We start from the raw sequence: 20694 nt of genomic DNA, 5'->3' as shown, positions 1-20694 counted from the left end.
CTTCAGGGAATCCTGGCATAGGGTTTGACCCATTACCCGCTGGCTGCCCCATTGGGTTCATACGCACGATGTGGGCGTCCGGGCATGAACTTTGAACGCGGGATCTGGCCGACGCCGATTCCCGAATGATGAAGACGTGAGGGAGAAACATGACGCTTGCTCGTGCTGGACATCGAATGGCCACTCATCGTCCCTGTGTTCCCGCAACGCCGCCCAGGGTGCCGGCGTGTGGGCAGTGCGGTCCTGGGTTTCCTTTGACCTTCCATGAGTATGTTCCGGCGGTCTATGCGGTCGATGGCAGCGGATTGCGGCCGCCGTCGGCAAGCTACAGCTGTCCAAGATGCGGTACAAAGGACAACCATCAGGTTCCGTCGGGCTGGGCCCCGCCTGAGTGGCAGTGGTACTCCTGAGCCGCGTCGCTTAACGCATGGGACGACGGCGGGAGGCCCCGCCGTCGTCCGCTGTTCAGTCTTCAAGGAAAGCTGGCGTGAACAGTAGGTTCAGGCCCTCTGCCATGGTCGGATGGGTGATGACTGCATCGCGCACGGCGGCGTAGTCCAGTCCTGCAAGTATTGCCATCTGCACCGCGGCAATGACTTCGCTGGCTTCGGGTCCTAGCAGGGCGGCGCCGAGAATCCTGTTGGTCTCGCGGTCTATGACCGCCTTCCAGATACCCTCCAGGTGTCCCACGGTCCGGGCCCGGGGAATGGCCGAAACCGGCATTTTGGCGATGCGGACCTTGTAGCCTGCGTCCCGGGCGTGCCGCTCGCTCAGTCCAACACGGCCAAGTTCGGGGGTCGTGAATACGCTGTAGGGGATCAGCCGGCCGCTGGTGCTGCGTGGCTTGCCAGCGCCCTTCCTTGCCGCCAGGTTGGTCTTCAACACCCGGTAGTCGTCATAGGAGGCATGCGTGAACTGGGGCGTCCCTGCGGCGTCGCCTGCTGCCCACACTCCTTCTGCCGTGGTGTGCAGCTGATCATCGACCCTGATGAATCCGTGGTGGTCAAGTTCCACGCCGATACCTTCGAGATTGATGCCGTCGGTCATTGGTTTGCGTCCCACCGCCACCAGGATGTCATCGGCGGTGACTGTGTCACCGGAGGAGAGCGTCACGGTAACGGTTCCGTTTGCGGCGCGGCTGATCCGTTGTGCCCTGGTCCCCAGCCGAACGGTTATGCCGGCGTCAGTGAAGTTCTGTTCGATGGCAGCGGCGACGTCCGGGTCCTCCCGAGGAAGCAGTTGCCCGCCGCCCTGGACGACGGTGACTTTTACCCCGATGGTGTTGAGCAGGTCCGCGAATTCGCAGCCGACGTATCCGCCGCCAAGGATGATGATGCTCTCCGGCAGGGATTCCAGTTTCAACAGGGTGTTGCTGGTCTGCACTTTCGATTCCGGCAGGCCCTCGATGGTCGGCAGGAGCGGTTCGGTGCCGAGATTCAGTACGACGTCGGTGCCTCGCAGAGTGCGCACGCCGCCGTCGTTCAAGGTCACCTCGACCGTCCGGGGAGCGACGAACTTCGCCTCGCCGAGAACGAAGTCCATTCCCGATCCAATGAAGGAGGACAGCTGGCCCTTGACCATGGTCTCCACGACGTCTTCCTTGCGGTGGCGCAGCAGTTTGAGCTCCATGAGCGGGTCCTCGGCCCCGGAAATGCCAAATTCGGCGGCCCGGCGGATGGTTTCCAGTACCCGGCCGCTGTTGATGAGGGTCTTGGTGGGGATGCAGGCAACATTGATGCACGTCCCCCCGATCATCGAACGTTCGATCATTGCAACGTTCCTGCCCGCCCGGGCCAAGTCCATCGCCAGGGTTTTCCCGGCCTTTCCACCGCCGACCACCAGCAGGTCCACGTCCTCGGGGCTCATGGTGTTGCGCCTTCCGTCGCCAGGTAAGACAGTGCTGAGACTACGTGGGTTTGGACGCCAATGGACAGAGTCGGGTCGATCACCGGCGCGAAGAGCGGGGAGTGGTTGGCCGGAATGTCCCGGGCTACTGTTCCGCGTTCGACGGCGGCCCGGTAGGTTTCGGGATCCACGCCGCCTAGGAGCCAGAACGTGTATGGCACCCCGAATGCGTCCGGAATGCGGCTGAAGTCCTCGGACGCGGTCTGCTGTAAGGCCTGGCGCACGGAGTCCGCCCCGAAGTGGGCGGAGAATGCGGCCCGGACCTTCTCTGTCACGGCCTCGTCGTTGCTGGTGAGCGGGAATTGCTCGTAGTACTCGAAATCAGGGTCTTGTGGTGATCCGGCGGCGGAGCACTCGCCCTTGACTATCCGCTCAATGGCCGCGAGGACGGACGCACGGACCCGGGTGTCGTAAGTGCGGATGTTGAGCAAGAGGGTAGCTCGGTCCGGGATGATGTTCGACGTCGCTCCGGCGTTGAGCGCCCCCACAGTGACAACCGCGAAGTCGCCCGGCTTGGTCTCCCGCGAGACGATGGACTGCAGCCTGATCACGATCGAAGAGGCCAGCACCACCGGGTCAACGGACATGTGCGGCATCGAGCCGTGCGCGCCCTTCCCGTGCACGGTGATCTTGAGCGAGTCCGCGGCCGACAGGACTGGGCCGGCCGTGGTGGCGATCCTCCCCGCCGGGATCGGCATCACATGCTGGGCGAAGGCGACGTCGGGCCGCGGCACTTTGGCGACGAGTCCGTCGTCGACCATCGTCTGGGATCCAGCCCCGATCTCTTCGCCAGGCTGGAACAGCGCGATGTACGTCCCGGACCATGCCGCGCGCCCGTCGGCCATGAGCTTGGCTGCGCCGAGCAGTCCGGCGACGTGCAGGTCGTGTCCGCACGCGTGCATGACCCCGTCGACGGCAGACGCATAAGGCAGCCCGGTAGCCTCGGTCACCGGTAGCGCGTCCATGTCTGCGCGGGCAAGCACCGTTGGGCCGTCCCCGTTTGCGAGGATACCGACGACGCCGGTGCCCCCGATGCGTGTTACGGCATAGCCGAACGCCGCGAGTTTCTCCTCGAGGAGCATCGAAGTCCCATGCTCCTCGAGGCTTAGCTCGGGGTGCCTATGCAGATCGATGTACGTATCCCGGATCCAACCGAGCTGTGCTTCAAGGCCTGCCAGGACTGCTTCGCAACCGCTCATGGACCATCGCTCTCAGTAGCAGATCGGAGGAACCAGCATAGACCCAGAAACCGAACAGGGGGAGTGTAAATTGAGTCGATGATTCACGTTGAGCCCGACGATCCGGCACGCGCGGATGTCAACCAACTCCTGAGCGAACACCTGGCGGACATGTTCGCCACATCGCCGGCCGAAAGTGTCCACGCGCTGGATCATTCGGCGCTTTCCGCGCCGTCGATCACCTTTTGGACGGCCCGCGACGGCGGCACCCTCCTCGGGTGTGGCGCGCTCAAACTCATTGAATCCTCGGACGGCGCAGCGAAGCACGGCGAAATCAAGTCGATGCGCACCACGGCCAGTGCGCGGGGGCGCGGCGTCGCCACTCTCGTGCTCAAGCACATCCTGGACGAAGCCCGAAGCCGAAACTACGAGCACATTTTCCTGGAGACAGGAACCGAGGACTATTTCGCTCCCGCACGGCGCCTGTACGTCCGCAACGGATTCACCCAGTGCCCACCTTTTGCCGACTACACCCTGGATCCACACAGCGTTTTCATGGAACTCCGCCTCTGAGCGAACGGAACTCAGCAGACGTTTCCGAAGCCGCGAGCAGGTCACTCCGCGTCGCGGCTTCGGGAGGGGCGGTACTAGTCAGCGAGGATGTGGTATAGCGCTCGCCGGGTTTCGTCGATCTTTTCCATGGCCGCCGTGCGTTGTTCGTCGGTTGCGGCGAAGCGGAATTGGTGGATAACCCCCATAAGCTTTGCCACGCTCTGGTGAAACGCGGGTCCTGATCCTTCTGGATCGATGTTCCACGCATTTTCCAGCTCCTCGGCGTGCTCCGCTACGTATGCTTTCCCTGCATCGGTGAGTGTGAACTCGGTGCGCCGACCTTCGCCGACGGGTGCAATGAGCTCCTCGTCAACGAGCTGCTGCAGCGTCGGATAGACGGAACCCGGGCTTGGGCGCCACGATCCGGACGTCTTCTCGGCAATTGTCTTGATGAGTCCGTATCCATTGGATGGCGCTTCGGCCAGCAGGGAGAGGATCGCGAAACGAACGTCGCCCTTATTGGCCCGGCGCTGGCCGCCGGGACCAAAGCCCGGGCCGAAGCCCGGCCCGAAGCCCGGTCCGAAACCGCGGCCTGGCCCAAATCCGCGGCCAGGTCCGAATCCGCCGTGTCCGTGGGGTCCGCGACGGCTCCGGCCGCGTCCGAAGCGTTCCATGTCCGGACCGCAATCTGTGTGCTTGTTGTCGTGAATGCCTTTCATAACGGCATCGTCCCTTCAGTGTTGTGTGGGTTGCCCTGAGGCTCGCAGTTTGTTCTGCGATAGTTAACGATATATCGCTGACTGTCGTTAAACAAGACCCGCACTTTTGCCCGAGCTGGGCTGCGACGCCGCCCGGGGATACCCGATCGCTCCGACGACGGCCCCCTCGGAACTTAGGATGGTCGTGAACGAGATTGAGGACACTGAATGAGTGAACAACTTACGACCATCGAGGTCGAAGAATTCCTGCCGTATTCGCCTGCCAAGGTTTGGCGGGCGCTGACGGAGCCCGGGCTGATCGCCCGCTGGTTGATGGAAAACGACTTCAAAGCAACCGTCGGGCACCAGTTCCAGATGCGCGGGATTCCCGTTCCGGCAGTCGGTTTCAGCGGCTTGGTGGCCAGCGAAGTCCTTGACGTCGAAACGGAGAAGCTACTGCGTATCTCATGGCGGGACGCACACTCCGGAAACAGCCTCAACAGCACGGTGACCTGGTCAATCACCGCGGAGGACCCGGGCACCCGGCTGTCCCTTGTCCACGACGGGTTCGATCCCAACGAGCCGACCCATGTGGCATCGCACCGCATCATGAGCGGCGGATGGCGAAACCACGTGCTCCCGCTGCTCGGTCAGACCCTGGCCGAACTCGACAGCCCTGAACTCGACAGTGCTGAATCCGACAGCTAAGGCAAACAATGCAATTCGTCGTCTTCTACAGCTCGGATCCTTCGGCACTCCCGGGACTCCAGGCCGTCTACCCCAGGCACGTTGAATATATGCAGGCGTTCGCCGCCGAGGGCGGCCTGATCGGCATCGGGACTTTCAACAACCCCGCCGTAAACGGTTCGATGGGCATCTTCACCAGCAAGGAAAGGGCGGAGCAGTTCATCGCGGGCGATCCTTTCGTCCTGGAAGGGCTGGCCGTACCGAGCGAGATCCGGGAATGGAACGCAGTCATGTTCAGCTCACAGGGTCCCGACTGACACTCGGTCAACTTCCGCCCACCTCAGCGGCAAGTCTCCATAACAGGCTGCGGCGCCTTAGGTTCGATTCCCCACGCGGCCCGGTGTAACGCGGTCGCGAGCCAACCCCGCAGTCGAGCCAGCCGCAGTCGACTTGCCGGGCGTGCTGGAACAACCGGTGCCCCGGGCAGAGCACTGCGGCTGTCACTGTTCACGATGCTGATGACTGCGCAAGCCATCATCAACGAAAATTCCATAGTCATCTTCTTCTCATCTAAACGTGGAGCCCTGAACTGGTAAATCAGTTTTGCGGCTGGAAGAAACCCGAATACTCAAAGGCGGAACCGCCGTCGTTCAAGGTTCTGATAAAGACGCTAAGCGCTCCGGAAGACGATGTCAGCAGCTGTGCCGCTCCCTGCTTTTCCTAGGATTGACGGTCCCACCCTCACCGCGCGCGGGCCGGGCGATATCGAACAAATGGGCGGATACGGCTGGCTGCCGTATCCGCCCACGGTGCTTGGTTGGGTTGGGAGTTAGTGACCGGGGCCGCCGGTTTCGGTTGCGGTGATTTTGAAGCTCGCATCGAGCTTGACGGTGGCGTGTGTGCCGTCCGACTTGGTGATGTGGGCTTCGTAGGCGGCGCTGCCGTCGTCTTCGGTGGTCATGTTCTCCACCGTGGCGCCGGAGTTGGCGGCCAGAACAGCGGCCTTGACCTTGCTCGCGGTGTCACCGCTGAGGTCGGTTTCGTTTCCGTGGTTGCCATGGCCGCCCTTCCCGCCTCCGGGGCCGCCGGTTTCGGTCGCGGTCACCTTGAAGCTCGTATCGAGCGTGACGGTGGCGTGCGTGCCGTCCGACTTCGTGATGTGGGCTTCGTAGGCGGCGCTGCCGTCGTCTTCGGTGGTCATGTTCTCCACCGTGGCGCCGGAGTTGGCGGCCAGAACAGCGGCCTTGACCTTGCTTGCCGTGTCGCCGGTCAGGGCCGTTTCGTTTCCGTGCGTGCCGCCGTCCGTGGCGGGGGCGGATGGGCTGGCGGTCGAGGTGTCGGTAGTTGCGGCGTTGGCCGGCAGGGCCATGGCGGTGAGGGCTCCGCCGCCTGCGACGGCGCCGATCAGGGCCGCTCCCACTGCGATTTTCCGGACTTTGTTCACGATGTTGCTCCTTAGAGGTTCAACTCCGAGGGGTTCGAAGCTATACCCATCCTCGAACCCCACACTTTGGCCCCTCTATACCTGTGCTGTGCCTGAACTGTGACAATTCCGTCTGGCTCACAGGATCCGAAAGCGTGGCACCACGCGCTGTCCATCAGCAGGCTGGCCGGTTACGAACGTCGCTCGAGACATGCTGCTTGAGCAGCGAGCCGCCGGCTTCTGCCTTCAGTTCTCGGTTTTCAACCATGACCTGCCCGCGCAGGACCGTCATGCTGGGCCACGCGGCCACCTCGTAGCCGTCCCACGGGGTGTAGTCGGCCTCATGCAGGTCCTCAGCGTGGATGGCCCGCTTCACAGTGGTGTCCAGGACCGCCAAATCGGCGTCGCTGCCCACCGCGATCACGCCCTTCTGCGGGTACAACCCGAGGATCTTCGCCGCGTTGGCGGAGGTGATGTCAACAAAGCGGGTGAGATCGAGACCGCGCTTGGCCACCCCTTCGGTGTACGCGACAGCCATGCGCATCTCGACGCCGGCATGACCGCCCGTGGCGTCAAGAATGGTCTTGCCACGGGTCTTCACCTCGAGGTCGGTGCACACGCCGTCGGTTGCCAGGGTGCTGAGTGAGCCTTCGAGCAGCGATTCCCACATGGAGTCGCGGTCGGTTTCCGATTTCAACGAAGGGTAGGTGTGGTAAATCGCGCCGTTCTTCTGTTTGTAGTCTTCCGCGGTGAAGTACGCGTAGTGGGGGAGGATCTCGCCGTAGACCGCTTGACCGCGCCCGCGTGCCTCGCGGATGGCATCCACACCTTCGCGGGCGCTCACGTGCATGAGGTAGATGGGCGCACCGACGTGCTCCGCGAGCGTAATGACTCGCTGGAAGGACAACTTTTCCGAGAGGTTGTTGTGGGCATGGTGCATGTTCTCCAGCCCGATCCTGCCTTCGCGCTGCAATTGCTTGTAGGCGTACATGACGATGTCGTCGTCCTCAGCGTGCACCGCCAGCATCGCCCCGGCCTGGGCTGTTTGTTGCATGAGTCCCCACATATTGCCGAGGTCCGTCTTCTGCTTGGGGCGCGTCGGGGTGGTGTTGGTCATCCAGACTTTGTAGCTTCCATGGCCGGCTGCGACGGCGTCGGGAATCTGTTCGAGTACTTCGAACGGAATCTCCGGTTCCTTGAACGTGCCGTGCAAGGCGTAGTCGGTGTAGCTTGATCCGGCCCACTCGGCCGATTTGCGGGCAAAGGACTCCGAGAGCTCATCGCCGGGTTGCCAATGCGCGAAGTCCACCAGGGTGGTGGTGCCACCGTAGATGGCGCCCTCACTCACGCGATCAGGGCCAAAACACTTGATTCCGCTTTCGGCCGCCGTCGGAAGAACGGAGTTGGTGTGGACATGCGGGTCCACGCCGCCGGGGACAAGCAATTGGCCGCGGAGATCGACGGTACGTGTCGCCTCCTCCGTGGGTCCGAGGCCGGTCTCGCGGAGGGACACAATCTTGCCCCCCGCAATGCCGATGTCCAGGGTTTTGGCGCCGGACGGGGTAACGACCAGGCCGTTGGTGAGAACGAGATCAAGCATCAGGGAGTCGCGCCTTTCAAAGTTGGTAGCGGTTCAGTGTTGGTGAGGGTTGAGGGAAAACGGTGCGGACGTGAAGTAGCGGTCTGCGAGGGAGACTTTTACCGAGGCGCGGGCATTGACGAGCTGGGACACAGAGACATCCGCGGCTGCGCTCATGAGCATCGCCGTCTTCTCACGGGTCCACTTCCGGTCCGCTTGCAGGAGTTCGAGCATGTCGTCGAGCGCCAGCCGCGCGGCGTCGTCGAGGGTCTCGCCGTCGCCGATCGTGATGACGGAACCGCCGGACAAGACCACCGGCCGCTTGACGTTGACCCCTGCAAGGACGTGGCAGGAGAGGACAACGCTGCCCTCGACCTCGACGGCGGTGAGGGAGCACTCGCCGTCGCCCTGTACTGCATGGAGGTCCCCGGCGTAGAGCAAGGCGTTCGCGTTCTGCACGGGCAAGATGACGGCGGAACCAGCGGTCACGTCCTTGCAGTCCATGTTGCCGCCGTGCACTCCGACCGTGCTTGAATTGGGATTCCCGTCGGCCGGTGCCACGCCGATTTTGCCGATCATCGGCCGGATGGGAATCCGGATGTCGTCGTCGAACCGGACGCTCCCGTCGACAATGTCGACAACCCGGCCGGATCGCCCCAGCCCACCGGTGAAACCGCCGCGCCCGGGGAGGGTGACCATCGCGCCCCGGTCCGCTATCCGGATCTCGTGGACGTCTATGCGGAGTGTGTCCCCTGGATTGACGCCGCGTACCGCGACCGGCCCGGTCACGGGGATCGACAGCTTCTCGTACTCCCCGGTGCTTTCGAACAGGCCGCCGGTCAGCAGGCTCCGGGCGCCGAGGGAGAACTGCTCGCCCTGGCTTACTTCAATCACGGGGGTGGCGTCGCGGTCGAAGGATCCCGACGCCGATTCATGGCTTGCGTGGAGCATGTTCAGCATGCTGCCCCTTTCGTTGAGGCGGTGCGGTGAAGCTATGCGGTGGGGTAGACGGGGAAGGCCCACTTTTGATCGGCGGCGACTCGTCCGACGACGGCCTGCCGGTACGCCTGTTGAAGCTGGCGGGTTAGTTCGCCGGCCGTCCCCTCGCCGATCGGCGTGCGGTCCACGGAAGAGACGTGGTTGATTTCGGCGGCGCTGCCGCACACGAAGATTTCGTCAGCCGAGTAGAGCTCCGTGCGGTCGATGGCCCGGATGTCGACGTCGACGCCGAGGACGTTTCGTGCCAGATGCAGGACGCTGTCCCGGGTTATCCCCTCCAGGATGCTGTCCGTTGCGGGAGGCGTGCACAGCCGGCCCTGGCGAACCATGAACACGTTGTAGCCGGCACCTTCGGCAACATGACCGTCTTCGGTCAACAGCAGGGCCGCATCGTACCCGTTGCGCCGAGCCTCCAACATGGCAAGGCGCCCGTTTTGGTAATTGGCGATCGATTTGACCCGGGGAGGCATAGAGCGGTCGGACAAGCGGGCCCAACTGCTGATCTGCACGTCCAGTCCGCTGGCCCCGAAATAGTTGCCCATGGGGATGGCCGCCATGAAGACGGTGACCGGACCGGTGTCCTCCGGCTTGCCATCGCTCGAGTCGACGAATACTTGTGCGCGCATGTGGAGGTTCCCGCGCAGCTCGTTCGCACGCACCAGGCCGAGCAATTGTTCACTCAAAACGCCGATGTCGCGGGGCCCGTCGATTTCCACCACCCGCATCGAGTCAATCAACCGGCGCATGTGGTCGGCCACCCGGAAGGCGTAGAGCTGCTGGTCCTCATCGCTCCAGTAGGCGCGGAACCCTTCGAATACCCCGACGCCGTACTTCAACGTGGTGCTCAGGACATGGAGCTTGGCATCTGCGTACTCCACCAGTTCGCCGTCACGGAGCAGGTAGCGAACACTGGGCTCGAATGCGGGCGCTTTGGTGTCGGTCACAGTTGCGGATTCACTCAGATTGGTCATTGTTGTCTCCAAATCGTGTTCGGAAAACAGATCAGGGGCTCGGCTTCACACCAAGGTCGACATCCGTCTTCATCTTACTGCCGGTATTGTCACCATAATGAAGATGCTTGATGGTCCTGTCAACAGTGACCATTGACACTCGATGAAAGACTTCAATAAAGTGATGAAACTTCGATATGCAAATTCTCGGCAGGATGTCGAGTGGCTGGAGCCCGGATGCGCCAGTCAAAAGAAGGCTTTCACCTACACCCGTCAACCGGATCGAGTGCCAATTGAGTGAAACTACGACAGTCGAGTCCCGGACTCCAATGACATCCCTGGGCGGACGTGCGTCGGGCTGGACCAAGCAAGGGAGGGCCTGGGCGTACAAGCGATCAGGGGCGGTCCTCGCCGTCGTCGCCGCCGGCATCATTGTGGGACTCCCGCTTGCGGCGATTTTTCTCCACCTTCCCCAAAACCCCCTGCAGCCGGACGTGGAATCCATGGCCCTGGCCCCCAACTCCGTTCATTGGTTTGGCACGGACGGCAACGGCATGGATGTGTTCTCCCGGACGATTGAATCGGCGAGGCTCGACCTTCCCATTTCGCTGGCGGCCACGGCTATTGCCCTTGTCATCGGCGTTCCCCTGGGCCTGTTCGCCACTACCGGAATGGCTGGCGAAGCGATCATGCGGGTAGTTGACGCCTTCGCCGCGCTCCCCATCATCGTGATTGCCGTGGTGTCCATCCAGCTCATGGGCGGCGGAGCCACCGATGTCATCCTCGCCATCGCCCTGGTTGCGGCTCCGCGCTTTGTTCGCTTGTCCCGTGCAGCGGCGATTTCGCTCCGCTCGTCGAGGTACGTGGAAGCAGCGGTAGCCATCGGATGTTCGCCCATCCGTGTGGCCTTCAACCACATCTTCAGGAACGCCTACGGTGTGATCCTCGTGCAGGCCACGCTGACCACCGCCGGCGCCTTGAGCACGATTGCCGCCTTGAACTTCCTCGGCGTCGGGGTCAAACCGCCGCAGCCAAGCTGGGGCGCGATGATCGAAGACGGCGTCAGCATGCTCATCCGGGGCCAGTGGTGGGCCGTGGCCTTTCCCGCGCTGGCCCTCCTCCTGGTCATCGGCTCGCTCAACATCATTGCCGGTGCCATTGAGAACAAGATGGAACGAGTGGAGCACGCCCGATGAACAAGAATCTCCAAGTCCGGGAACTCGAAACCGAGTTCCACACTCCCCGCCGTGTGGTCCGGGCATTGCACGGCGTTTCCTTTGAGGTGCAGGACAACGAGATTGTCGGGATCGTCGGTGAATCCGGATCGGGAAAATCGACTGTGGTCCGTTCCATCACGAAGTTGTTGATGCCGCCGGGCAAAGTGTCAGCCGGCAACGTTACCTTCGCCGGACGCAGCCTCTTGGACCTGCCCGAGCGGGAGATGCGCCAAATCAGGGGAAAGGAAATCGGATTCATTGCCCAGAATCCGTTCAGCGCCCTGAACCCGGTGACCCGCATCGAAAAGCAGTTTGCCAATATCGCCAAGGCACACGGAGTGAAGGTTGACGCCTCCGAGCGCAGCCGTGCATTGCAGCTATTGGAATCGACAGGAGTCCGCGATCCGGAACGCGTGATGCGCGGTTACGCGCACGAACTCAGCGGCGGCATGGCCCAACGCGTCGTCATCGCCATGGCGCTTTACCTCAACCCGCAGTTGGTGATCGCCGATGAGCCGACGACGGCGCTCGACCTCACCGTCCAGCGCCAGGTCCTCGATACTCTTCGCCGCCTGACGGTCGAGAGCGGCCGCTCGATGCTGATTGTGACCCATGACCTCGGGGTGGTGGCCGCATACTGCAACCGCGTACTTGTCATGTACCGCGGAAATATCGTGGAACAGGGACTCGTTGACGACGTTTTCGTCCGTCCGCAGCATCCTTACACGATCTCCCTGCTCAACTCCGTAGTGCGCCCCGAAGACGAGACGCCATACGTCCCAGGGGAGGCTGAGGCACCGGATATCGCGGAGCCGGAAACGCCAGACCCCTCCAAGGTCCAATTGTCCGAAGCCCGGAGGTCTTGAGAATGCCGCTCCTTGAACTCGTGGATGTCACGAAGATCTTCCGTACTCCCCATGGAGAAGCGCGCGCCGTCGATGGAATTACCCTGTCCGTGGAAGCCGGCGAGACACTCGGCATCATCGGCGAAAGTGGTTCCGGCAAGTCAACGCTCGGCCGCTTGGTCCTGAGGCTGACCGAGCCGGATTCCGGATCCGTCGTCATCGAGGGGCAGGACGTGTTGGCCCTCAGCCGTGGCGAACTCCGCCGCAAGCGGCGCCATTGGCAGATCGTCTTCCAGGAACCCTTCGCGTCATTGAACCCGCGCCTGACGATCCGGCAGATCGTCGAGGAGCCGCTCATCGTCGCCCGGATGGGCAACCGTGCCGAGCGCCGGTTGCGAGTCTTGGCGACCTTGGAAGAAGTTGGCCTCTCGGCTGATTTCATGGACCGGCGTCCGGCGAACCTGAGCGGGGGACAACAACAGCGCGTAGGCATCGCACGCGCCCTGGTCACGAATCCCAGCCTGGTGGTCCTGGACGAGCCAACGTCCTCGCTGGACCTGACCATCCGGGCCTCGATCCTGCGTACCCTCGCCCGGCTCAGGGCATCGCGAGGCCTCACCTATGTATTCATTTCCCATGACATCGAAACCGTGCGGCATTTCTGTTCCACGGTAGCTGTCATGCATCGCGGCAAAATCGTCGAAGTTGGCCCCACCCAGGACGTCTTGATGGCGCCGCAGCACCCCTATACCCAATCGCTCATTGCCGCCGCGTTGCCGGTGGTTCCCTATTCCGCCGTCGTTGGCACGACGAATTCCCAGGGGCAGATTTCATGATCCGCTACATCATTTCAAGGCTCCTGATTGCAGCCTTACTGCTGTGTGGCCTCATCACCCTCAGTTTTGGCCTCGTCTCCCTTCTTCCCGGCGACCCGGCCGTGGCCCTTCTGGGTGAATACGCAACTCCGGCAGACGTCGCCCGTATCCACGCGGAACTTGGCCTGGACCTGCCTTTCTGGGAACGCTACCTCGGTTACATGTCCAGGACCCTGAGTGGCGACCTTGGCCATTCCCTCTTCACAGGCAGTTCGGTTTCCGGCGAAATCCTGACCCGGCTCCCCAATACCTTGATCTACTTGGTGCCAGGACTCGCCTTGGCCCTCATCATCGGCATGGCGAGTGGAACGTTCGCGGCCTATCGCTACCGGCGCTTTGCGGACAAGGCCTTCACCTTCTGGATATCCATCCTCATGGCCATGCCGGAATTCGTGCTGGCCCTCTTGTTGCTGTTTGTCTTCTATCAACAACTGCGCATCGCGCCCGCGCCGATCGGCATGCTCTCGAGTGCGCAAATCACTCCGCCGCACGTCACGGGATCCATCCCTCTTGACGCGATAATTGCCGGCCAGTGGGGAACGTTTTCTTCAATCCTCGGCCGCGCCGTCCTTCCTATTGTCACTATGGGATTGTTCTTCGCTGCCCCGTTCGGAAAGACAGTGCGCTCAGGACTACTGCAGGTGCTCCAATCACCCCAAATCGAGTTTGCGAGGGCCTGCGGACTGCGTCCTGCACAGGTCTTCCGGTATGCCCTCAGCGACATTCGCGGGTCGCTCATGACCTACTTGGTACTTCTTTTTGCCGCGTCCCTCAGCGGAGCGGCCATCGTGGAAAGTGTCTTTTCCTGGCCCGGAGTGGGCGGTTGGTCGCTCGACGGCGTACTCAAAGGCGACGTGCCCGTCATTCAAGGCTTTGTCCTCATCATGGGATCCACGAGCTTGCTGGGCTATGTCATTCTCGACGCCTTGATAACCCTTCTGGACCCCCGTACACGCAGCAAAGCCGTGGCCGGACGCCGTCAGCCGCGCCCGGGCGCAACGCCAGCAGCCATCTCCTAAGAAGCCCCCAGCCGCCTCCCGAGAAGTCTTGACAGACATCTCCTGACTTCAATAGATTGAAGATATGTTCACTAAAGTTCATGAAGATAAAGTTATCGCCCTCGGTGGAACCATTCCGCTCGACGGCCGCGTGAGCTGGGTACCGGCCGGAGCAAGCGGCTTCCAGCCGTCGAATTGCTATCTCCTCAGTGAGGGGTCCGGCCGGCTGTTGGTCGACACCGGGCTCGCAGTCCACAGCCAGGAGATCCTCGATGATCTGGTTGAGCTGCTTGACGACGACGGCCGGCTCTCCATGTTTTTCACGCGGAGCGAGATGGACTGCGTTTCGAACCTTGAACCCATTGCCGGGAAATTCGACATCGAGCGCCTCTTCACCGGCGGCGCCATCAACCCCTTCGATGCCTTCGACGACCTCAGCCGCCTCGCGCTCCGAGGCCGTCGGCAGCAGATCGACCAGAAGGGAGAGGGCGGGGATTCCATGGCCCGCACTCCCGAGATCGAGGTGGCGCCCGGCCGGCACTTGACCATCGAATCGCCGCTCCTGCGGCTCCTCCCGACCTTCTGGGGTTGGGACGCGAACACCGGGACCATCTTCACCTCCGATACCTTCACCCACGGCACCATGACGAGCCCGGACGGTTCACGCATCATTGACTCCCTCGCCCAGGACGCCACCACCGCCAAGCAGGTCGCTGAGCACCTCTACGCGAAATACGAGTGGATCCCGCGGGCCACGTGCGAACCGCTTCGGGAATGGCTTTCGGACAAGTTCGAGACTCTCGCCCCCGAGACCATCGCCCCTTCCCGCGGCTGCGTCATCCGCGGGCGTGGGCTCGTCCGCCGGCACCTTGATTTCATGCTCGCCGCGCTGACACCGGAAAAGGCATAGGAGAATCCCCATGGAAGAGCTAGTAGAGACTATGAGCCGCGACCTTCCGCGTGAGGTAGCCGACGGCGTCACTTGGATGAGCTCGTGCCTGCCGTTCCACCTCCAGGACCGCGTGATCCACGGGCACACCTCCACGTATCTGGTACAAGGGACCGAGTCGTCAATTCTCATTGATACGGGCAACCCCTCCAGCTGGAACATCATTTCGGAAACCCTTGACGGGTTGCTGGGGGACAAGCCTCTGAGCTACGTCTTCCCGACGCATCCGGAGCTTCCGCACACGGGAAACCTTCCCCGCCTCGTCGAGAAGTACCCCGACATCAAGGTTGTCGGTGACATTCGGGACTACCACCTCTTTTACCCCCAGATCGTGCCCAACCTTCATGCCCGGGTTCCCGGGGACAAGGTGGATCTCGGCGGCGGATACGAATTCGTGATCGTCGAGGCGATGATCAGGGACCTGCCAAATACCCAATGGGGCTTCGTGCCGAAGTCGGGCGTGCTTTTCACGGCCGACGGCTTTTGCTACATGCACCGCCCGGAACTCGATGACGAGGATCCGGTGCACCTCCCCGGCGAATGTGGCCTGACAACGGATGAACTCTCGGCGCCGATCGCGGTCGAGAACGCAGCCTTCTTCACCGGCAGCGCGTTGTACTGGGCCAGATTCGCCAACGACGCCGACCGGGTTTACGACCGGGTCGGCAAACTGATGGACGACCTTGGGGTCAAGATCGTAGCGCCCACCCACGGCAACGTGATCACCAATATTCCGGAGGTGGCGCCCATCATCCGGGCCGGCCACAAGCACGCCTACCGTTACTAATCCACTGCCCACATCAGCAGCGCACTACTCGTAACACGTCCTTTCCCTCTGTACAGAAATTGGAACCAGGCTTATGAAGAATTCGCGTTTATTGCTCGGCTGGGTTGCAGCCGCCGCAGCTGTTTCGCTCACCGGATGCGGGGGAGCCACTCCCACCGCAGCGGTGGCCAAGCCGGAGTCGGTCGTCATCGCAGTCGGCGCCCTCCCGGACAGTCTCACCCCCGCACCGTGGGGCGGCAGTGCATCGCACGTGGTGCTCAGCGGCCTCGGTTCCCAGTTGCTGGAGTACAAATCCGGCGCGAGCGATGACCAATCATGCTCGACGCCGTCTACCGCGGTCACCGGTCGGCTCGCCGAGAGTGCGGTAGCCGCCCCGGACGGCAAGGGTGTCATCGTCAAGCTACGGAAGCTGACAAGCCAGTTTGGAAACACCCTCTCGGCCGAGGACGTGAAATGGAGCCTGGCGATTGGCATGGTGCGGCAGCCCGTCATGAAGGGGACGCTCAAGAGCAGCGGATTCAACGTGGACAACCTCGTCACCGTGATCGATGACCGCACTGTTGAACTCAACACCCTGGGGATGACGTCCTACACGCTCGAGTCACTGCAGAACAATCTCTTCTACATCCACGACAGCAAGGAAGCGAAACTTCACGTCACGCCCGATGACCCCACGGCCAACAAGTGGCTCTCGAAGAACCTGGCCGACTACAGCGGTTGGAAGCTCGAGGAGTTCACTCCCGGCACGTCCCTGACGGTGACGGCGGACCCGAACTGGGGAGGCGATCGAGGCTCGGTAAAGCGGGTTGTGGTCAAGGCCGCCCCCGACACCGCGACCCGGACCCAATTGGTGAAGACCGGTGAGGCCCAGATTGCCAACGGCTTCGAATATGACCAATACAGCTCCATGACCGGTGTCAGTGGGGTCAGTGTCCTAAAGTGTACGAGCCAGACCCGCGACACCATGATGTTCAACACGAAGACCGGTCCTTTGGCAGATGAGAAAGTTCGCCAGGCGGTTTCCATGGCGATCGACCGAGCAGCCCTGGCCAAGGGCGCCTACGCCGGCCTCGCGGACCCGGCCGGCTCGATCTTTCCGACGGTGAAGGATTCGCCCACCTACAAATACGACCCTGACGGAGCCAAGAAACTGCTGGCGCAGACCCAGTACGCGAACGGGTTCCCCCTGACACTCAGCTACAGCGTCAGCCGCCCGGGCCCCGTCGCGAAGAGTTCAGCCGTCCTCATCCAATCCATGCTGGCGAAGGTCGGAATCACAGTGCAGCTGTTGAACGTGGCGAGCCCGACCGACTTCTCCTCAGCGCTCATCGACGGCCGCTTCCAAGCCGTCCTGTACTCCGAGCCGATCGTCATCGCCGACCCCGCGTTCTACACCTACGCGTTCTACTCCACCGGAGCCCCGAGCAACAGCACCGGATGGTCCAATCCTGAATTCGATGCCACGCGGACCCAGCTGGCCGCAACCCCGAGCGCGAACACGGACCAGAGGGCAGCCCTGCTCAAGAAGATGGCCGGATTGGTGGACCAGGGCGCCCCGATTCTCTCCCTGGTGCAGGTCCGGAACCTGATCGTCAAGCAGGACACCCTGACGGGGGCCGTGCCGCTCACCAACGACCAGGTCTATTTCGCCGGTCTGGGCAAGTAACAAACCCTGTGAAGCACATGGTTCTGGCCGGCGGGCGACCGTCGGCCAGAACTCACCCGACCCCGGATCCGCTTTGACGCTGGATCAGCTTGAAGGAAGAAAACCATGATTGAAATCTGCGGCAAACCCGTCCGCGACACCCTCCAGGAACTGCTCGATCCCGCCACCACAGCCTTGGTTGTCATCGACATGCAGGTGGGGGCTGTTTCGTCCGGTGGCGCAATAGGAGATTCCGGACATGACATGAGCATGATGCCGTCCGTCGTCGAAAAGTGCGGTCGCGCCATCGCCGCGGCACGTGCCAATGGGGTGCCGGTTTTCCACATTCGCGTCGAGAACCTTCCCGACGGCGCAAGCTCGCCGGCGGCCTGGCTGCGTGCCCTATATACCGCAGCGAACGGTCGCCCCATTGACCTCGGCAAGCTCAGTGCCAAAGGCGACCCCGCGACGGAGTTTTGCGAACCCTGCATGCCCGAAGACGGGGAAGTCGTGATCACCAAGCGACGCCCCAGCGCCTTCATCGCCACGGAACTCGCCTTGCTGCTCCGCAGCCAAGGGATTGAGTCGGTGGCGCTCGTGGGCGTTTCCACCGGTGGCTGCGTGGAAGCAACCCTGCGCGACGCAGTGCACAACGACTTCTATGCCGTGCTGCTCGAGGATGCGGTGGGAGCCTACGACACGGTGGTGCACAACGCCGCGTTGACCGTCATGCGGGCCAGGCACGACGTCTGCACGCTGGATGAAGCTGTTGCTGTCTGGGAAACAGCCAGCACCTCCTGAACCATCCGGATCCAAGGGAAGCGGTGAAAATGAGCGGCTTGCTGAGCGGCCGGATCTACCGGCTCGGCGAGGACATCGAACTGGATGAGCGCGTGAGCTGGTGTCCGCCTGGCGTACGGCGTGCGCAAGCGGTGAACTGCTACTTGATCAAGGGGACATCGGGTTCAGTCCTGGTAGACACCGGGCTTCGCCTTCATCAGGAAGACGTCATCGAACAGCTTGATCGGCTGCTGTCACCCGGAGAGCCGCTATCCATTGTCCTGACCCGGACCGAAATGGAATGTTGCCTCAACATCCCGGCCATCGAGGAGCACTTCACGGTTGGCTCGGTCTGGTACACGGGCGGAATTACCGTGCCTCGTTCGAAGGCCGAATCCAAGCGGATCGCCGTGGATCCGGGGACATCGATGCGCGTAGAAGTGCTGGACGGCGTCGTCGTCGAACTCGTTTCACCGCTCCTCCGGCTCCTGCCGACGCTCTGGGTTTTCGATCCGGAATCGGGCGGGTTGCTGACCTCGGATGCATTCACGCACGGCGGCAGTGCCGAGCCGGAGACCCGTGAGGGACTCCGGAAATTTCGCTGGTTCACCGGGGCCGATACCACTCCGATCGCCCGGAACGTTAGGGACATCTTCCGGGACCGCGATGTCCGTACCGTCGGGCCCGGCTACGGAACTCCCCTTATTGGCAGGGACATGTGCCTTGAGCAGGCAGGGGAGCTGGCGCGGGCAATCGAGGAATTGGGTATCCAGTGAATGAGAGTCCAGTGAAGCACGATGCAGTCGAACTCCGGTGGCTTGCCGAAGGAACCTACTGGCTGGGTGGCTGCCTGTCGGCCAACGCCCAGGGACAGGAAGTCCACTATCACGTCTCCTCCTATCTGGTGGTGGGCTCGACAGCGACGCTCTTGGTGGACACAGGGGATCCGGCTCACCGTGCCCTCCTGCTCGCCCAGCTGGAATTGGTTCTCGGTGAACGTCCCCTGGACTATGTCTTCCCGACCCATCCCGAAATCCCTCACGCCGGGAACCTGCCGGCCCTGCTGGACAAGTATCCCGGGGCGCTCGTGGTGGGTGACGTCCGTGATTACCATCTGCATTTCCCCGAATACCGCTCCAGGTTCAGGACCCAGGCGGCCGGTAGCCGGATCGATCTCGGCGATCGGGAGTTCCGCTTCCTCCCGGCCTTCATCCGGGACCTGGAGAACACGCTATGGGGCCACGACGACGGCGCCGGGATGATGTTTGTTTCGGACGGCTTCTCCTTCATCCACGATGTTCCCGCGGCGGACGGGGCAGCGGCAGAGGACGACGACGAACCGGTCCACCTTCCCGGCCAATGCCGCTTGTTGTCGGGCGAGATGCTGGAACCTCCCACCGTGGACCAAGCGGCGTATGGCACCGGCCGGGCTCTCTACTGGACGAAGTTCGTGGACGTCAGCGAGGCCTTCGACGGCATTGAAGCAGTACTGGACACGCTTCCCACGAAACTGATCGGTCCCGCCCACGGCAACGTGATCGACGACGTCGACGGAATGCTCAGGACGTCACTGGCCGCGCACAGGAAGGTCTACGCGGAGGGCCGCTGATTGTATAGTGAAGTTAAGTTCAATATAATGAAAGATGCGACGCTTCGATTGATAGCGACGAACGGCAAGGAGTGAGTCAATGCGAGACCTCATTGGATACGGGGAAAACCCTCCGGTCGTAACTTGGCCAAATGGTGCCAAGGTGGCCATCTCCATGGTCATCAACTACGAGGAAGGCGCGGAGAGCTCCATAGAAGCCGGTGATGAAAGCGATGAAGACGTCACGATTTTCGGCGGCTGGTCTTCGGATCCGGGCCGGCGGAGTTTGATGAAGGAATCCTTCTTCGAGTACGGCAGCAGGGTGGGCATCTGGCGCTTTTTGGCTTTGCTCCGGGACTACAACGTCCCCGCGACATTCATGGCTTGCGGTGTGGCCCTGGAACGAAACCCCGAGGCCGCCCAGGCGATCGTTCGCGACGGTCACGAGATCTGCGCGCACGGCTACAAGTGGCGGGGAACCGTCGGAATGACTCCGGCCGAAGAACTGGCCGAAATCAGGGCATGCGTCGAGGCGATCGAGGGAGTCTCGGGTGTCCGGCCGGTGGGTTGGTATGTCCGCGAAGGAATCACGGAGAACACCCGCGCGATCCTCAAGGACGAGGGCTTTCTCTATGACTCCAATTCCTATGCGGACGACCTGCCGTATTTCGTGACCGCCGGAGAATCCCGCCACCTTGTGGTCCCCTACTCGGGCGACACCAACGACGCGAGGTTTTGGGGCCCCGGAAGCCTCGGGACAGCGGATGACTTCTTCAATGTACTGAAGGACAGCCTCGACTGCCTTCTGATCGAAGGGGAAACCGTACCCAGGATGATGTCCGTAGGAGTGCACTTGCGCATCGGCGGGAGGCCCAGCGTCGCCTTGGGGGTCAGGCGCTTCCTGGAGTATGCCCTCGCGCGGAACGACGTTTGGTTCGCCACAAGGGAGGAAATTGCCCGGTGGTGGATCGCCAACCCGCCTGCCGCCGGCCAGCTCGAAGCAGCGTACGAAGGCCGCGCGTGACGACGTCAATGCCGG

General features: G+C 62.4%; 21 protein-coding genes. 14 read left to right on the top strand and 7 right to left on the bottom strand.

Annotated features, from left to right (window positions below):
* Window positions 1-465: 465 nt before the first annotated feature.
* Together ABH924_RS04720 and ABH924_RS04715 are read right to left on the bottom strand one after the other, a co-directional pair.
* Complete coding sequence (locus ABH924_RS04720) at window positions 466-1866, bottom strand: dihydrolipoyl dehydrogenase family protein (protein ID WP_404497283.1); 1401 nt, start codon at window positions 1864-1866, stop codon at window positions 466-468.
* Complete coding sequence (locus tag ABH924_RS04715) at window positions 1863-3104, bottom strand: amidohydrolase (RefSeq protein WP_404497282.1); 1242 nt, start codon at window positions 3102-3104, stop codon at window positions 1863-1865. The genes ABH924_RS04720 and ABH924_RS04715 overlap by 4 nt, the downstream gene beginning before the upstream one ends.
* 78 nt (window positions 3105-3182) lie before the next feature.
* Between ABH924_RS04715 and ABH924_RS04710 the strand changes: the two genes are divergently transcribed.
* Window positions 3183-3656 (top strand): GNAT family N-acetyltransferase, encoded by a 474-nt coding sequence (locus ABH924_RS04710; protein WP_404497280.1) that lies wholly within the window; start codon window positions 3183-3185, stop codon window positions 3654-3656.
* 74 nt (window positions 3657-3730) lie between these two features.
* Here ABH924_RS04710 and ABH924_RS04705 read toward each other — a convergent pair whose 3' ends face one another.
* Window positions 3731-4354, bottom strand: a complete 624-nt coding sequence (locus ABH924_RS04705; protein WP_234751417.1) for a PadR family transcriptional regulator — start codon at window positions 4352-4354, stop codon at window positions 3731-3733.
* A gap of 207 nt (window positions 4355-4561) precedes the next feature.
* Here ABH924_RS04705 and ABH924_RS04700 point away from each other — a divergent pair, with 207 nt between their 5' ends.
* Both ABH924_RS04700 and ABH924_RS04695 read left to right on the top strand, forming a co-directional pair.
* The gene (locus tag ABH924_RS04700; protein WP_404497278.1) at window positions 4562-5041 is read left to right on the top strand and encodes an SRPBCC domain-containing protein; all 480 of its coding nucleotides are present in this window, start codon (window positions 4562-4564) and stop codon (window positions 5039-5041) included.
* An 8-nt stretch (window positions 5042-5049) separates the two neighbouring features.
* Window positions 5050-5337 carry a YciI family protein gene (locus ABH924_RS04695; RefSeq protein WP_404497277.1) on the top strand — a complete coding sequence of 96 codons (288 nt, stop codon included), beginning with the start codon at window positions 5050-5052 and terminating at the stop codon, window positions 5335-5337.
* 512 nt (window positions 5338-5849) lie between these two features.
* Here the strand turns inward: ABH924_RS04695 and ABH924_RS04690 are convergent.
* The 4 genes from ABH924_RS04690 to ABH924_RS04675 all read right to left on the bottom strand — a co-directional run bounded on the left by ABH924_RS04690 (window position 5850) and on the right by ABH924_RS04675 (window position 9992).
* Window positions 5850-6464, bottom strand: a complete 615-nt coding sequence (locus ABH924_RS04690; RefSeq protein ID WP_404497275.1) for a PepSY domain-containing protein — start codon at window positions 6462-6464, stop codon at window positions 5850-5852.
* Between the two features lie 154 nt (window positions 6465-6618).
* Window positions 6619-8043, bottom strand: coding sequence for a dihydroorotase family protein (locus ABH924_RS04685; protein WP_404497273.1), 1425 nt, complete (start codon window positions 8041-8043; stop codon window positions 6619-6621).
* A 33-nt stretch (window positions 8044-8076) separates the two neighbouring features.
* Window positions 8077-8982, bottom strand: a complete 906-nt coding sequence (locus ABH924_RS04680) for an acetamidase/formamidase family protein (protein WP_404497271.1) — start codon at window positions 8980-8982, stop codon at window positions 8077-8079.
* A 32-nt stretch (window positions 8983-9014) separates the two neighbouring features.
* Window positions 9015-9992 (bottom strand): branched-chain amino acid transaminase, encoded by a 978-nt coding sequence (locus tag ABH924_RS04675; protein ID WP_404497269.1) that lies wholly within the window; start codon window positions 9990-9992, stop codon window positions 9015-9017.
* Between the two features lie 308 nt (window positions 9993-10300).
* Between ABH924_RS04675 and ABH924_RS04670 the strand changes: the two genes are divergently transcribed.
* The 11 genes from ABH924_RS04670 (at window position 10301) to ABH924_RS04620 (ending at window position 20679) form a co-directional block, all read left to right on the top strand.
* The gene (locus ABH924_RS04670; protein ID WP_404497268.1) at window positions 10301-11167 is read left to right on the top strand and encodes an ABC transporter permease; all 867 of its coding nucleotides are present in this window, start codon (window positions 10301-10303) and stop codon (window positions 11165-11167) included.
* A complete protein-coding gene (locus ABH924_RS04665) occupies window positions 11164-12054 on the top strand; it encodes an ABC transporter ATP-binding protein (RefSeq protein WP_404497266.1) in 891 nt (296 codons plus the stop codon). The genes ABH924_RS04670 and ABH924_RS04665 overlap by 4 nt, the downstream gene beginning before the upstream one ends.
* A 2-nt stretch (window positions 12055-12056) precedes the next feature.
* Entirely contained in the window at window positions 12057-12869 is an 813-nt protein-coding gene (locus ABH924_RS04660) for an ATP-binding cassette domain-containing protein (protein ID WP_404497264.1), read from the top strand.
* Window positions 12866-13927, top strand: coding sequence for an ABC transporter permease (locus tag ABH924_RS04655; protein ID WP_404497262.1), 1062 nt, complete (start codon window positions 12866-12868; stop codon window positions 13925-13927). Before ABH924_RS04660 ends, ABH924_RS04655 begins: the two co-directional genes overlap by 4 nt.
* Window positions 13928-13991: 64 nt before the next feature.
* Complete coding sequence (locus ABH924_RS04650; RefSeq protein ID WP_404497260.1) at window positions 13992-14816, top strand: hypothetical protein; 825 nt, start codon at window positions 13992-13994, stop codon at window positions 14814-14816.
* Between the two features lie 10 nt (window positions 14817-14826).
* Window positions 14827-15642 (top strand): MBL fold metallo-hydrolase, encoded by an 816-nt coding sequence (locus tag ABH924_RS04645; protein WP_404497258.1) that lies wholly within the window; start codon window positions 14827-14829, stop codon window positions 15640-15642.
* Window positions 15643-15715: 73 nt separating this feature from the next.
* Window positions 15716-17308, top strand: a complete 1593-nt coding sequence (locus tag ABH924_RS04640) for an ABC transporter substrate-binding protein (protein WP_404497256.1) — start codon at window positions 15716-15718, stop codon at window positions 17306-17308.
* A gap of 105 nt (window positions 17309-17413) precedes the next feature.
* Window positions 17414-18088 carry a cysteine hydrolase family protein gene (locus ABH924_RS04635; RefSeq protein ID WP_404497254.1) on the top strand — a complete coding sequence of 225 codons (675 nt, stop codon included), beginning with the start codon at window positions 17414-17416 and terminating at the stop codon, window positions 18086-18088.
* 29 nt (window positions 18089-18117) lie between these two features.
* Window positions 18118-18843 carry a hypothetical protein gene (locus ABH924_RS04630; protein WP_404497252.1) on the top strand — a complete coding sequence of 242 codons (726 nt, stop codon included), beginning with the start codon at window positions 18118-18120 and terminating at the stop codon, window positions 18841-18843.
* A gap of 11 nt (window positions 18844-18854) precedes the next feature.
* A complete protein-coding gene (locus ABH924_RS04625) occupies window positions 18855-19676 on the top strand; it encodes an MBL fold metallo-hydrolase (RefSeq protein WP_404497250.1) in 822 nt (273 codons plus the stop codon).
* 79 nt (window positions 19677-19755) lie between these two features.
* Window positions 19756-20679, top strand: a complete 924-nt coding sequence (locus tag ABH924_RS04620) for a polysaccharide deacetylase family protein (RefSeq protein ID WP_404497248.1) — start codon at window positions 19756-19758, stop codon at window positions 20677-20679.
* The last annotated feature ends 15 nt before the right edge of the window (window positions 20680-20694 follow it).

Origin of the sequence: Arthrobacter sp. GAS37, from assembly GCF_044908325.1 — a bacterium.
GTDB classification, from domain to species: Bacteria; Actinomycetota; Actinomycetes; order Actinomycetales; family Micrococcaceae; genus Arthrobacter; species Arthrobacter ramosus.
This window is presented reverse-complemented; position numbering and strand designations above follow the sequence as displayed.